A 14,182-nucleotide genomic window follows, 5' to 3' on the forward strand; every position below is an offset into this window, starting at 1 on the left:
TATGACATAAAAGTGACAATTTTATGAACAAGGCCATTAGGCTAAGACGTTGTGTTGCCTTTATAAACGTCGATAACGCCAAAAAGCATGCTCAACCTAAAACATTGATTTTTTACTTACAACTTTTCTAGCATGACTAATACTTCAAAATGGTCCGTGTGCGCAAACATATCAAATAGCTGCACCTTGGTGATTTGATACCCTGAAATTAGCGCCAAATCACTGATCAATGAGTTAGGGTTGCAACTCGAGTAGACTATAGCCCTAGGCGCAAATTCGCTTAATGAACGGCACAACGCCTCACCTAAACCGCGTCTAGGGGGGTTGACGATAATTAAATCTGGTTTATCTTGCGAAGCTTGCCCTTGAGCAAAGGTTGTTGAGTCTAGTGCACTGAAATCAACATTGGTTAACCCCATTTTTGCAGCCGACATTTTAGCGCATTCAATCGCCTCGGCCTCTATTTCAATACCCGTTAAGCGTATATGTTTGTCGGCACAATGCAGACCAAATCCCCCCACACCACAAAACAAATCCCATATATAGCTTGGGTTAAATTCTGCCACCCATTCACGGGCGGTTTGATATAGCTGTGATGCTACCTCTGGATTGGTTTGAAAAAAGCTCTTAGGGCGTATATACAGCGGTACATGATTAAATTGCTCTTCTAACCGCGTCGCTTCAGTTAAAAAGATTTCTTGCTCGCCTTCTAATATCGCCATATGCACAGGTTGTATATTAACAGACACCAACGCTATAGCTGGAAACTCCTGTAAAAGCTGCGGTAACTCGCGTTCAATCCTAGCTATCGCTTGTTCGCTGCGCATCACAAAGCGCAACATAAACTGCCCTTGTTTTTGGCTGCGTGTCAGTAAAATATACTTAAGTTCACCCTTGGCTTTGTCTACCCGATACGGCGGTAGCCCTGCTTGCTGCACAAAACGCTCTAATCGATGCAGCAGCGTTTGCATATCATGCGGATACAAGCTGCAATCACATAAACTAACAGCCTCACCTTGTGGGTTAACCAAACCTAAAATGGGTTGATGTGCTGCACCTAACGCCACCATTTTTGCCTTGTTACGAAAACCAGACTCAGCGCTCAATACTGGCGGCAGCCATTTTTGGACCTTTAACTCACCAAACAACTTAATAAGATGCTGTTGCTTTGTGTCAATTTGCTGTGCCATTGGCTGCACAATATTACGACATGATAAGCAATCACCTCGTTGAAAATATTCACATTTCACAGCTTGTTGCCTCACCTGAGTTAAGCATGGCAAAAGCGTGATCACACAATTGTTTTAATTGCGCTAACTCCTCCAATGTCCCCCCGACTTTACAGCGCATTTGCTCAGGAATGGATAACGCCTGTTGGTGTAATTGTCGGCCAGCATCTGTCACGTGCAATACCCGCACTCGCTCATCTAATTCACTGCGGCCACGACTAACTAACTCTTTTGTCTCTAATCGCTTTAGGAGTGGCGTTAAGGTACCAGAATCAAGATGCAGTTTTTCACCTAAGGTTTTTACGCTAATACCTGGCTCTTGCCATAACACCATCATCACGAGGTATTGCGGATAGGTCAGTGATAACTCATCGAGCAACGGCCGATAAGCTCGGATCATTGCATTAGTGGCACTATAAAGTGAAAAGCACACTTGGTTTTCTAGTGCTAATGGGTTGGCAGCATTTTTAGTAGACATTGGCTTTACTCAACTAACAAATAATCATAGCTATAGTTTATTAAGCATGAATTATATCACACATTAATTGCGCGCAATGTAATACCTATCAATATGCGCTATAATTCTTAATGTTCAAGTTTTGCTCAATGGTGCCGATAAAGGTAAACGACGTTAAAACTAGAGGATAAATGATGTCAATCAGTGTAAATGCTCCATCATCAATGCCAACAACTATTGATTCAGGTAACAGTTTGAAAGTAGCTGTAATGGCAAAAGAACAGCAAAAAGTAGAAGGCCAAATGGCGCTACAATTAATTGAAGCAGCTGCGCCTGCACCACAGCCCGTAGGTAATAGTGGTCATAACATTAATACCACCGCATAAAGAAAACATGCATAAAAAACCTAACAATTAATGCTAGGTTTTTGTTTTAAATAAATTTAAGTTTAGTAACGTAACCACTTTAGTGCATCATTTTGGTCTTCAAAATACTTCATTTCACCTGACATAAACCAGCTGCCCATTTTGGCCGCCCACTCTTGCCAGTGTTTATTACCTAAAACAGCAACACGTTCAAATTCGGACTGGTGTTTTAACCCTAATTGCAAGTCGTCCCATGCAGCACGTAGCTCCCAACCTTCAAGCTCAGTGGCATCTAACAATAAGCTCACTTTAGGCTGTTCAACTTGGCTAAGGGCGCCTTCAAGCATTGGCGTAATCACCAGATAATCGTCGTGGGTTAAGGTTCCTACGGCTTTTATCGTCACAAAAAAGACATTCTCGATACGGTTTATGCCTATCGATAAACCGTGTTTTTTAATACTCATACCCACTCCCTAGTAAAAAACCAACACCTGAGTTTATATTTTAACCAATACGAGTATGTAGAATGTGGTTAACTGCACAAAATATTCAATTAACAAACAAAACGGTGCTACAAAATAGCAGCGAAAATGGGCATGACTTAATAGATTAATGTTGCAATACCAAGCAGTGCAAAAATCAGCGCACAACCTCGATGAATAAGTGCCATAGGTAACTTGTTCGCACTAAAATGCCCTGCTAACACCACAGGCACATTGGCAATGAGCATACCTAACGTAGTGCCAATAACAACCCAGGTCAGCGACTGATACTTTGCCGCAAGAACCACTGTGGCAATTTGGGTTTTATCACCCATTTCAGCAATAAAAAACAAAATAAATGTGGCGCCAAATGCCCCAAGTTTATAAAAACGATTATCGTCATCGTCGATGTTATCTGGAATAAGCACCCATAAAGCAATAGCAAAAAAACAACCTGCTACAACATATTGAGACCATTGAGGATCTATCCAGTCTATCGACCACTGACCAAACCATGCAGCAATAAAATGATTAATTAAAGTCGCAAGTAAAATGGCACTAATAATGGCCGATTTATTGCTAAAACGGATAGCGAGAAGCAATGCGAGTAATTGTGTTTTATCGCCGATTTCAGCAATGGCAACAGAGAAAGTAGAAGTGAGTAATGCGTCCAATGAAAATATCCCAGGGGTAAATGACAACTAAGCACAAGCCTCCGCATACCCCTTGATGCAGTGATCGTGCTTAGGTCTCGCTGGGTAAACATCACCAATTTACAGTGTGTTACTGTCTGCACCATGGCATGAGGCCAATTATGTTGATACAGACACCTTGCATACGGCATTACGCACGGCAAGATTAGCTACTCCCCTAAAACGAAGGGCATTATAACCGCTTGAACAGTTTGTTCAATCAAGATTTTTTACATTGTAAATTTAACGACCCAATTAAAACACACCGACAGTAACGCCGTAATGCTACACTATTGCAAAAATGACGTGTAAAATAGTTTAGCTTAATGTTATGTAATTGTTTATAAACACAGCTGTTAGCCTTTAACTATCGAAGATCCTTGCCTGCTCTGTCACCCTTCTGCTAATGTCCGACACTATTAAAATAATAATTAGGCAGGACATTTGTCGTGAAATTAAAAACCTTAGGTTCTATTTCTATTGTTGCGGGAACCGCTATTGGTGGAGGCATGCTCGCTTTGCCTTTGGCTACTGCGGCACTAGGAATTATCCCCGCATTAATATTGTTAGTCGTCATTTGGGCTATTTCAGCGTATACCTCTTTACTAATGCTAGAAATAAACCTACGTAGCGGTGTCGGTGATAACGTGCATGTAATTACCGGTAAAACCTTAGGCAAAGTTGGACAACTTATTCAAGGTGGCTCATTTTTAAGCTTATTATTTGCCTTAACTATGGTTTATTTGATGGGCGGTTCATCTTTACTTGAAACCCGCTTAGAGCCTATCGGCATTAATATGAGTAACCAGGTTGCGGTAATATTATTCACAGTGTTTTTTGGTGGTCTAATCGCCATTGGCGTTAAATGGATTGATAAAATATCGCGTATTTTATTTACCGCTATGGTGTTGTTATTGGCTGTCGTTGTCAGCTTTTTGCTGCCTGATGTTAATCTACTTTCAGCGCTAAATAATTACTCAACAACTGTTGCCTCAGGCGATGCTCTGCAGCAACTTTGGTTAGCAGCCATACCTGTGGTGTTTACATCTTTTGGTTTTCATGTGTGTATTGCAACCATAGTACGTTACCTTGATGGTGATGCTGTATCGTTAAGAAAAGTACTCCTGATTGGCTCTACTATCCCTTTAGTTTGCTATGTTTTATGGTTACTGGTTACTCTAGGCTCTTTAGGCGGTGAGGCGGTGCATAGCTTTGGTGGTTCACTGCCTAAATTGGTGGCGGCATTACAAGGTCTTGTTCAATCTAGCATTATTAGTCAGGCCATTGATCTGTTTGCTAACCTTGCATTAATTACCTCTTTTTTAGGGGTAACCATGAGCTTGTTTGATTATGTCGCTGAACTCACCCGTGCCAGAGATGACGTTGCTGGCCGCGCTAAAACCTGGTTAATCACTTTTGTGCCACCACTTTTATGCGCGCTTTACTATCCAGATGGCTTTTTCCAAGTACTTGGGTTTGCGGCTATACCACTTGTGGTGATGATTATCTTTTTACCCATCGCCATGGCGCTCAAACAGCGCGCTCAATTATTGGGTGGTTACCAAGTATCAGGTGGTACATTCGCACTAACCATTACCGGATTATTAGGCGCTCTTATTGTATTTGCACAGCTTATGGTGGCGCTCGGTTAACCCAAGCGGTTAATGATTTGTAAGCGAGTTTTTCAGCCGCTATCATGCAGTAACAACTTTTGTTAAAGTCAGGCCTTGCCTGACTTTTTGCTTTTATGCATCACCATAACATACCGAAAAATGGACTAAATATAATGAAAAAATGGTTATTAACTGCCGCCATCGCCGCCAGTTTTGGCGCTTCTGCTGATGAAGGGATGTGGCAACCACATCAATTACCAGCCATGGCTGACGAACTGAAAGCAAAAGGCTTAGAAATAAGCGCAGACTCTATTTCAAAACTAACAGAATTCCCAATGAATGCAGTAATAAGCCTAGGTGGCTGTACCGCATCATTTGTTTCACCTAAAGGGTTAGTTGTCACCAACCACCACTGTGCTTATGGCGCAATTCAGTACAATTCAACGCCAGAAAAAAACCTGCTTAAAGATGGTTTTTTAGCCAAAACATACGTAGAAGAATTACCTGCCACACCTGGCTCGCGAATATTTGTCACTGAAGAAGTCACCAATGTGACTGACAAAGTCACCGCAGGCCAAATGGATAAAGTCGGCAATGACTTTTACAAAGGTATTGAGCTGCAACAAAAAACCTTAGTGGCTGAGTGTGAACAACAAGAAGGTTATCGCTGCCAGGTGTATAGCTTTCACGGCGGTTTAGAATATTACCTTGTCAAACAGCTTGAAATTCGCGATGTGCGTTTAACCTATAACCCTGCAGCCAGCGTAGGCAAATACGGCGGCGATATCGATAACTGGATGTGGCCTCGTCATACCGGTGACTTTTCATTTTATCGTGCTTATGTATCTAAAGAAGGCAAACCGGCTGACTTTAGCAAAGACAACGTCCCATATGAGCCAAAAAGCTTTTTAAAAGTGTCAGCCAAAGGCGTGAGTGAAGGCGATTTTGTGATGGTTGCAGGTTACCCTGGTCGCACTAACCGTTACCGCACAGCAGATGAAGTAAGCAACCAATTTAACTGGGCGTACCCTGAAGGGCAAGTGCTACAAGCGCGCATGATCGACATTATTAAAGACACTGCACCAGAGGGCAGTGACGAGCGCATCAAGTACGAAAGCTTAATCGCTGGTTTAGCTAACTATGCTAAAAACTTCACTTCTATGATTGAGTTTTATGGTAAATCAACCATGTTAGCCGATCGTCAAAAAGTGGAAAGCGACCTTGCAAACTGGATAAGCAAAGATACCAAACGCCAGCAACAATATGGTGAAACCTTAGCAAACCTTGAGCAACTCGTTGCCAAAAGCCAACAAAACCAAGAACGTGACATTCTCCTTAGTTATATTGGTTACACCACCATGGTGCCAACAGCCCGAAGCTTGTACCGTTTAGCCAATGAAAAAACCCTAAACGATATGGCACGTGAACCTGGTTATCAAGATCGCGACATGACAAACTTTACCTCAAGTATGGAGCGAATCGACCGTCGATACGCTGCCAGTGTTGATAAAGCGTTATTAGCAGATTTACTGACTCGCTATGCGGCATTACCTGCAGAGCAGCGCATTGCATCATTAGATAAAGCATTTGGTATTACCGATAAGTTTGATGCCAAAGCCTTAGCGAAAACCCTCGACAAAATGTATGCAAAAACCAAACTTGACGATAAAGACACTCGTTTAGCCTGGATGAATAAATCGGTTGCTGATTTTAAAGCATCAAACGATCCCTTTATCCAATTTGCAGTACAAACCTATGACGCTGACATGGCGCTAGAAAAAGCCAAAAAGCAATTAGAAGGCGATTTAATGAAAGTGCGTCCACAGTACATGGATGCCATCATTGCCTACAACCGTGAGTTAGGTAAACCCGTTTATGCTGACGCAAACTCAAGCTTACGAGTAACTGTAGGTAACGTAAAAGGATATATGCCACAAGATGGTTTACAGGCCGTACCTTTTACTCGCCTAGAGGGCTTATTAGCTAAAGATACTGGAGTTGATCCATTTGATGCACCAGCTAAACAACTTGAACTGATTAAGCAAAAGCAATATGGCGATTACTACGTTAAAGCCATTGACTCTGTACCGGTTAACTTTTTATCGACCCTCGATACTACAGGCGGTAACTCGGGATCACCTACCTTAAATGGTCGTGCTGAACTTGTTGGATTATTGTTTGATGGTGTTTATGAGAGCATTATTGGTGATTGGGGTTACGACGCTCAAAGCAATCGTTCTATTCAAGTAGATAGCCGCTACATGCTATGGGTGATGAAATATTTAGATAATGCTGACAACCTATTAGCTGAAATGGATATCGCTAAATAGCCCTTTTATCAACTCAGCGACGTTAACCGAGTTGCTTTAACTAAGTTGCTGTAAACTCAATAACTCTGCGGCCGATACTGGCCGCATTGTTTTTTCTGGCAAATCATCTAAACACACTGTCATGAGCTTTGTTCTCAGTAAATCAATCACCTTAAATCCCAACGCCTGACACATTCGGCGTATTTGACGATTTAGCCCTTGAGTGAGCACAATTTCAAAGGTTGTAGGGTTAATTAAGCTTATGCTACATGGCCTTGTTTGCACCTTGCCATAACTCACCCCTCTGGCCATATCATTTAAAAATTGGCTGGTTAACGGTTTATCGACCTGCACTACATAGGTTTTTGTGTGATGAAAATCTGGGTGCATTAAGGCTTGAGTAAGCTCGCCATCATTGGTTAACAGTAATAAACCGCGTGAGTCTTTATCTAAACGCCCAGCAGGATACAATCTTGGCGAGTGAGGCAAGACGTGGATCAAACTGCTTGGATCGTTAATCAATAACCGGCAATCCACACCTACGGGCTTATGATACAACCAATATTGCTTTTCTTGCTGCGCCAAAATAGGCTGCCCATCAACACAAATATTGAGATCCAACAGCGGATCGACTCGCTCAGTATGCGTGGCAAGATGCTGATTAATCGTCACACGGCCGGCATCAATCAGTCTAGCCGACTGACGTCGTGAAGCCACACCACACAAAGCCAGATAGTGACTAATACGAACTAATGCCATCGCTAAACATATGCCTTACTATAAAAAGTTATCAGTAGTTTTCTAACCAGCTATAGGCCACTTTTTGTTGCTCTTTGATGGTTTTCATCATGTGAAAACTCAAACAAACACACCATAAAATATTGGCCTGCGTTAATGACCACATAGCAAGAGAAACCGAACAAAAGTGAGGAAAAGGATTTAAACAGGCTGGAAAGTCGAGCTGGCTCCAATCTAATAGCGCCATTAACGCGCCGCCGCTTATTAACGCCAATACGGTTAACATCAGCATACGCCTACTCATGGTGCTACCCGGTTTGAAGTAGTCCAATACACACACACAATGCAGCAAAACAGAACTGAATAAATAGAGTGTGGACACTTTACGATGAGTGTCTAAAAAATTAACTGGGAACACTCCCATTAAAATAATGCTGAGGCCAACCACGAACCCCACAACAGCCAAATAACGGCTTAGACCATCTTGATAGGTATTAAACACCGCCACCATGGCTAACAACAAACATGAACCACCCGCCAGTAAAGACAAATTAAAAACCACGGCTAAGGGTGAGTTCATATAATCGCCTAATGTGTCTGGGCGGATCATTAACATATTGAGGCTAAAACCACCGGTTTCGGCCAATAACGCACTGCCAACACCAAATGAACAAATCATCGCTGTAGCTAAAGACATAAACACGATTACAAGGTGTAAATCATAATTTCGAGTTTTTGATATCACCTGAACACGCTTATGCTAAAAAAGGGATGCAAATGTTAACCTGTTATCGGCTAAATTTAAAGCATAACAACATGCCCAACCGTTTGGGGTTGGGCATGCTTGTATTAATTATAAAATGAAACTTGTTACTTATTACGTTCGCTTACGCAAAATCACAATTGCCACGGCCGTAACGGCTAACACCATGCAATACCATGCGTTTGAGATTGCAGTTAATGGGCTAATGGTAAATACCGATGCTATCAGCAATGCCTGGGCACCATGAGGGATTAACCCTTGAATAATACAGGCAAAAATATCCAAAATACTGGCAGCGCGTTTAGGTGTTACGCCATGTTTTTCAGCGAGCTCTTTAGCAATATCACCCGTAACAACAATCGATACCGTATTGTTAGCCACACAGGTATTCGTTGCGGCAACAATGGTCGCCATGCCTAATTCTGCAGCACGACTTGACGCCTCACCGTTGGCTTTTGAAAATCGACGAATTAACTTTTCAATTAATTGGCTTACAAATGTTAAGCCACCTTGCTGTTGCATCAACGCAGCTAAACCACCGACCAACATCGACAGGATAAAAATTTCCTGCATGTTAGTAAAACCGGTGTAAATATCGTTACCCATTTGAATAACGGTATATTCTGAAGTGAACACGCCTGTTGCGCCGGCAAGAACAATCCCCAAAGACAACACAACAAATACGTTAAGCCCGGCAACAGCAAGCACTAAAATCGTTAAATATGGAACCACTTTCAGCAAATCAATATCTTGAGCAACAATGTCGGCCTGCCCCTGACCGGCAAGGGCAAATAACACCAAGGTGATGATTGATGCTGGAATAGAAAAGACTAGGTTTTCACGAAACTTATCTTTCATATCACAACCTTGTGTGCGAGTTGCCGCAATGGTGGTATCTGAAATAATCGATAAGTTATCGCCAAATAACGCACCCGACATCACAGCACCTGCCATTAATGCGTAATCAATCTGAGCCTGATCTGCAACACCTAAGGCTACTGGCGCAACGGCTGCAATAGTGCCCATTGAGGTACCCATAGAAGTGGCAATAAATGCTGCTATCACAAAAAAGCCCGGCAGTAACAAATTTGACGGAATAAATGATATGCCTAACGCGACGGTAGCATCTACACCACCGGTGGCTTTGGCCACGGCTGCAAAAGCCCCCGCAAGCAAATAAATTAAACACATCGCAATGATATTGCTGTGGCCAATGCCTTCAATAAAGGTTTCAATGGCCTGGTTAATCTGCTGTTTAGACAGCAATACCGCCAGCACGATTGCCGGTAAAATTGCGATAACACTTGGTAATTGATAAAACGCATAATCAACACCCTGGCTTTGAAAATACAAGCCAGCGCCAATGAATAAACCTAAAAATACAAATAAGGGTAATAACGCCACAAACGAAGCAGGACTTTTAGCAACTGTCGTAGGTGATTGATTTGTTGTGGTCAAAGTAATCTCTCTTTATCTTAACGATTAGGGGTTGTCGGATGAGAAAAGCGAGTACGACACAATCTCGGTCATGGTTATAATTTAGTGGCGCTAAGGCACAAACTAAATACTGCAGTCACATCATAACAAGTTGTGGCAAGAATAAGAGAACTTATTAACCATGTCAATCTAGACGTCTAGACTTCTTTGCTGCCATGATAAAATTTAGTCTAAAAGCGAACAATTGCTACAACTTTGCTACATTTATTTATCCAGTTAACGCCATTTTCAGACAATAATGTGATTAATACCAATAAGTTTAGCCAGCCTTCCTTATCAGCAAGCAAGTAACGCCATAAACGATGCGTAGGCCACATACTCTTACGAGGTGTGTTCTGAAAAGTGATTAAACTTAATCGACGCTGAAATTAATTAGTCAAAAGCAGCTATAGCCTAAGGCGTGATACCTAATAAGGCATGAGTTGATTCGGCAAAATGGGGACTAAAATCAAACAAGGCTTATAACAACATCAATTTCCTTTACCGCATTAATAAATCTCAGATCTAGATAACAAAAAGCCCACATAACAGTGGGCTTTTGTTACACAATCAGCTTATTACTCGTCGGCATCACCTAACGACAACAAGGTTGCATTACCACCGATAGCGGTAATGTTATTGGTGCGTGTTTTTTCAGTGACAAAACGGGTTAAATAGTGAGGGCCACCCGCTTTTGGCCCAGTACCAGATAAACCTTGACCACCAAATGGCTGCACACCAACCACTGCACCAATTTGGTTACGGTTAATGTACACGTTACCCACATTCACTTTATCGGCTAACGATAATGCATGGCCTTCATTGCGGCTGTGGATCCCTAAGGTTAAACCAAAACCTGTACTGTTGATTTCATCAATCACTTTAGCTAAATCGCCAGCCTTGTAACGAATCACATGTAAAATAGGACCAAAGTGCTCTTTTTCAAGTAACTTAATTGAGTCGATCTCAACCGCAGTAGGCGCCACAAAGTGACCGTTTTCAGTGCCCTCTGGCAACTCAAGCTTGTTAATCAATTTACCTACCTGGGTAATATGATCAATATGCGCATTTAAGTTCGCTTTGGCCGTTGCGTCAATCACAGGGCCAACATCGGTTTTCACTGAGCTTGGGTCGCCAATGGTTAATTGCTCCATGGCGCCTTTCATCACTTCAATAACGCGATCTGCTATATCTTCTTGTAAAAACAACACACGTAACGCTGAACAACGTTGGCCTGCACTGGTAAATGATGACGAAACGACATCGTTAACCACTTGCTCTGGTTGTGAAGTAGAGTCAACCACCATGGCATTTTGGCCGCCCGTTTCAGCAATCAATGGAATAATGGCACCATCACGATTTGCCAAAGTACGGTTAATTAATTTAGCCGTGCCTGTTGAGCCAGTAAAACACACACCACCAATGCGTTCATCAGCAGTAATCGCAGCCCCAACAACCGCACCGGTACCTGGTAAAAATTGCAATACATCGACAGGAATGCCCGCCTCATGTGCAAGCTGTACGGCACGGTAACCCACTAAACAGGTTTGCTCTGCAGGTTTAGCAATCACGGTATTACCTGCAGCAAGCGCTGCTGATACTTGACCTAGGAAAATAGCGAGCGGGAAGTTCCATGGGCTAATGCACACAAAAATACCGCGCCCCTGTAAAAATAGCTCGTTTAGCTCGCCTGTTGGGCCAGGAAGCAATTCAGGCTTGCTCATCATCTTTTTAGCTTGTACAGCATAGTAACGACAAAAATCGACCGCTTCGCGCACTTCATCGATACCGTCTTGAATGCTCTTACCTGCTTCACGGGTACACAGTGCAATTAACTCTTCGCGGTTTTCTTCTAATAAATCAGCTAATTTTTGTAGTGCGTTAGCGCGGGTTTCAACTGGCGTACGAGCCCAACCAGCAAATGCAGCGTCAGCGCTTGCAATGGCTTGCTCGATAGCATTAGCATCTGCAAAAGCAACTTTACCCACAGTTAATGATGTATCAAATGGGCTCACAACAGTTTGAACCTCACCGGTTAAGGTGCTGCCATTAACTAATGGACCTGCTGTCCACTGAGTATGACTAAATTTATCTAGTGCAGCAAAAAATGGCCCAGACTCAGAAATAATGTTCATATTTAATCCTTTAGAGTTTTTACGTTCTGCACCAAAAATATCAGCAGGCTTGACTATGTGTTGATTCGCTAACGATTTGTAACCTAATAACGTCACCAGTGGATGTACGACTAAGCTTTCAATTGGCGTGTTGGGGTCTACAAGTTTGTGCACAAACGAGGTATTAGCCCCGTTTTCAAGTAAGCGACGCACTAAATAGGGTAATAAGTCTTTATGAGCACCAATAGGCGCATAAATACGTACTGTTTTAGCGCCGCTTTCAGCAAGCATGGTGTCGTAAAGCTCTTGACCCATACCGTGCAAGCGTTGGAATTCATAAAGACGATCACCTGCCATCGCATCAATACTGGCAACCGTTTGCGCGTTATGAGTAGCAAATTGCGGGTAAATAGCACCACGAGTAGCGTTGGATAACAAATATCGTGCACAAGCAAGATACGACACGTCAGTACCGGCTTTACGGGTATAGAGTGGGTAGCCACCCTCGCCTGCTTGCTGCGCCCATTTCAGCTCACTGTCCCAATAAGCTCCTTTTACTAACCTAACTGGTATTTCATCACCTTGATCTTTCGCCAAGCGCGTTAACCAGCACAATACAGGTAAACATCGTTTAGAATAGGCCTGCACCACAATGCCTAATAACCCCCAACCTTTGGCGGCATCAGACTGATATAACTGCTTAAATAGTTTCAGCGATAACTCAAGGCGATCCACTTCTTCAGCATCAATGGAAATACCAATATTTAGCTCACGGGCCTGTACGATAAGCTTAATGACAGTGTCGTATAATTCGCTTAATACACGGTCTTGGTTAGCCACTTCATAGCGTGGATGTAATGCCGATAATTTGATGGAAATAGTAGGTCTTGGCGAGTCAGATATATCGTATTGTTGCGCACCTAAATCACGTATTGCGTTGCTGTAATCGTTAAAATATTTTTGCGCATCGCTTGCCGTCAGAGCCGCTTCGCCTAGCATGTCATAGCTATGGGTGTAACCTAACTTGCGTTTAGCTTCACTATTTTTAAGGGCTTCAGTTACGTTTTGGCCAAGCACAAACTGCTTGCCCATGATTTTCATTGCAGCCAGCATTGCCTGGCGGATCATTGGCTCGCCGACACGGTTAACTAAACGCTTAATTAAGTTACTTGGCGTACCATCAAGGTTACGATCTAACTTTACAATTCTACCTGTTAACATTAAGCCCCAGGTAGAAGCATTCACCAATAATGAGTCACTCTGATTTAAGTGCTCATCCCATTTAGCACCCGACAATTTGTCTTGGATTAAAGCATCAGCAGTGGCAGCGTCAGGGATCCTTAATAAGGCTTCTGCCAAACACATTAAAATAATGCCTTCTTGGGTTTCTAAACTGTATTGCTGCAAAAAGGCATCAATACCAACCATCAGGCCTTTTTTTTCAAACTGACGAACCTTACTCACGAGCTCATGAGCCCGACGGGTAACCTGTTCAATGTCTTGTTCAGACGATGGTACAAGCTTAATTAATTCAGACAGGTATTGCTCTTCATCAACAATGTAGTTGTTAGTCACTGCGGTAAACAGTTCATCAAGGGTGGCATTGTCGTAGCGGCCGTCTAGTACTTCACTCGCTTTGAACATAGTATTCGCTTCCATCGGGTCAGGTTAAAGATGGTTATGTTGGTGGATAAATGGACACTGTATTCACGAATATTTTATTTTGTATACAATGTACAATGTGATTTTCGACGATTATACATTCAAAATGTGAACTTGCACACATTAGTTGAATCGCTGTGACTGAATGTTTAATTAATCAGGTTAAAGCCCACAAAAAAACCTTGTCTAAATCATTTTTTTACACCCAAAAACAAACATAAAGCATTGATTTAAAACAAATTAACTATCAACCACCAAAATATTAATCTATGAGAAAAATTC

The 14,182-nt window shown here is 42.4% G+C and carries 11 protein-coding genes; 3 read left to right on the plus strand and 8 right to left on the minus strand.

Annotated elements, in window-relative coordinates:
* Nucleotides 1–116 precede the first annotated feature (116 nt).
* Nucleotides 117–1,250, minus strand: coding sequence for a 23S rRNA (uracil(747)-C(5))-methyltransferase RlmC (rlmC, locus tag IEW93_RS06685; RefSeq protein ID WP_188738228.1), 1,134 nt, complete (start codon nt 1,248–1,250; stop codon nt 117–119).
* Nucleotides 1,240–1,707 (minus strand): transcriptional regulator OhrR, encoded by a 468-nt coding sequence (gene ohrR, locus IEW93_RS06690; protein ID WP_188738230.1) that lies wholly within the window; start codon nt 1,705–1,707, stop codon nt 1,240–1,242. Before ohrR ends, rlmC begins: the two co-directional genes overlap by 11 nt.
* 173 nt (nt 1,708–1,880) lie before the next feature.
* On the opposite strand from ohrR, the gene IEW93_RS06695 reads away from it, so the two are divergent.
* Complete coding sequence (locus IEW93_RS06695) at nt 1,881–2,072, plus strand: cytoplasmic protein (RefSeq protein WP_188738400.1); 192 nt, start codon at nt 1,881–1,883, stop codon at nt 2,070–2,072.
* A 62-nt stretch (nt 2,073–2,134) separates the two neighbouring features.
* Here the strand turns inward: IEW93_RS06695 and IEW93_RS06700 are convergent, their stop codons facing one another.
* Together IEW93_RS06700 and IEW93_RS06705 are read right to left on the minus strand one after the other, a co-directional pair.
* Entirely contained in the window at nt 2,135–2,515 is a 381-nt protein-coding gene (locus IEW93_RS06700) for a SpoIIAA family protein (RefSeq protein WP_188738232.1), read from the minus strand.
* A 137-nt stretch (nt 2,516–2,652) separates the two neighbouring features.
* Nucleotides 2,653–3,207, minus strand: coding sequence for a TMEM165/GDT1 family protein (locus IEW93_RS06705; RefSeq protein ID WP_188738234.1), 555 nt, complete (start codon nt 3,205–3,207; stop codon nt 2,653–2,655).
* 467 nt (nt 3,208–3,674) lie between these two features.
* On the opposite strand from IEW93_RS06705, the gene IEW93_RS06710 reads away from it, so the two are divergent.
* Together IEW93_RS06710 and IEW93_RS06715 are read left to right on the plus strand one after the other, a co-directional pair.
* A complete protein-coding gene (locus tag IEW93_RS06710) occupies nt 3,675–4,877 on the plus strand; it encodes an aromatic amino acid transport family protein (RefSeq protein ID WP_188738235.1) in 1,203 nt (400 codons plus the stop codon).
* Between the two features lie 134 nt (nt 4,878–5,011).
* Nucleotides 5,012–7,168: a S46 family peptidase gene (locus tag IEW93_RS06715; protein WP_188738237.1), complete on the plus strand. Its 2,157-nt coding sequence runs from the start codon at nt 5,012–5,014 to the stop codon at nt 7,166–7,168.
* 36 nt (nt 7,169–7,204) lie between these two features.
* On the opposite strand, the gene IEW93_RS06720 is transcribed toward IEW93_RS06715, so the two are convergent.
* The 4 genes from IEW93_RS06720 to putA all read right to left on the minus strand — a co-directional run bounded on the left by IEW93_RS06720 (nt 7,205) and on the right by putA (nt 13,897).
* The gene (locus IEW93_RS06720) at nt 7,205–7,906 is read right to left on the minus strand and encodes a 23S rRNA pseudouridine(2604) synthase RluF (RefSeq protein WP_188738240.1); all 702 of its coding nucleotides are present in this window, start codon (nt 7,904–7,906) and stop codon (nt 7,205–7,207) included.
* 31 nt (nt 7,907–7,937) lie between these two features.
* Nucleotides 7,938–8,582: a DUF998 domain-containing protein gene (locus IEW93_RS06725; RefSeq protein WP_188738242.1), complete on the minus strand. Its 645-nt coding sequence runs from the start codon at nt 8,580–8,582 to the stop codon at nt 7,938–7,940.
* 180 nt (nt 8,583–8,762) lie between these two features.
* A complete protein-coding gene (locus IEW93_RS06730) occupies nt 8,763–10,106 on the minus strand; it encodes a Na+/H+ antiporter NhaC family protein (RefSeq protein ID WP_223418780.1) in 1,344 nt (447 codons plus the stop codon).
* Nucleotides 10,107–10,702: 596 nt separating this feature from the next.
* Nucleotides 10,703–13,897 (minus strand): bifunctional proline dehydrogenase/L-glutamate gamma-semialdehyde dehydrogenase PutA, encoded by a 3,195-nt coding sequence (putA, locus tag IEW93_RS06735; RefSeq protein ID WP_188738244.1) that lies wholly within the window; start codon nt 13,895–13,897, stop codon nt 10,703–10,705.
* Nucleotides 13,898–14,182 lie beyond the last annotated feature (285 nt).

It is taken from the genome of Shewanella inventionis (assembly GCF_014641855.1).
GTDB lineage: Bacteria > Pseudomonadota > Gammaproteobacteria > Enterobacterales > Shewanellaceae > Shewanella > Shewanella inventionis.

What these genes read in the sequence shown, in the direction of transcription:
- IEW93_RS06715 (WP_188738237.1), top strand. Translation starts at nt 5,012, where the DNA reads ATGAAAAAATGGTTATTAACTGCCGCCATCGCCGCCAGTTTTGGCGCT.
- IEW93_RS06695 (WP_188738400.1), top strand. Translation starts at nt 1,881, where the DNA reads ATGTCAATCAGTGTAAATGCTCCATCATCAATGCCAACAACTATTGAT.
- IEW93_RS06720 (WP_188738240.1), bottom strand. Translation starts at nt 7,906, where the DNA reads ATGGCATTAGTTCGTATTAGTCACTATCTGGCTTTGTGTGGTGTGGCT.
- putA (WP_188738244.1), bottom strand. Translation starts at nt 13,897, where the DNA reads ATGGAAGCGAATACTATGTTCAAAGCGAGTGAAGTACTAGACGGCCGC.
- IEW93_RS06725 (WP_188738242.1), bottom strand. Translation starts at nt 8,582, where the DNA reads ATGTCTTTAGCTACAGCGATGATTTGTTCATTTGGTGTTGGCAGTGCG.
- ohrR (WP_188738230.1), bottom strand. Translation starts at nt 1,707, where the DNA reads ATGTCTACTAAAAATGCTGCCAACCCATTAGCACTAGAAAACCAAGTG.
- IEW93_RS06700 (WP_188738232.1), bottom strand. Translation starts at nt 2,515, where the DNA reads ATGAGTATTAAAAAACACGGTTTATCGATAGGCATAAACCGTATCGAG.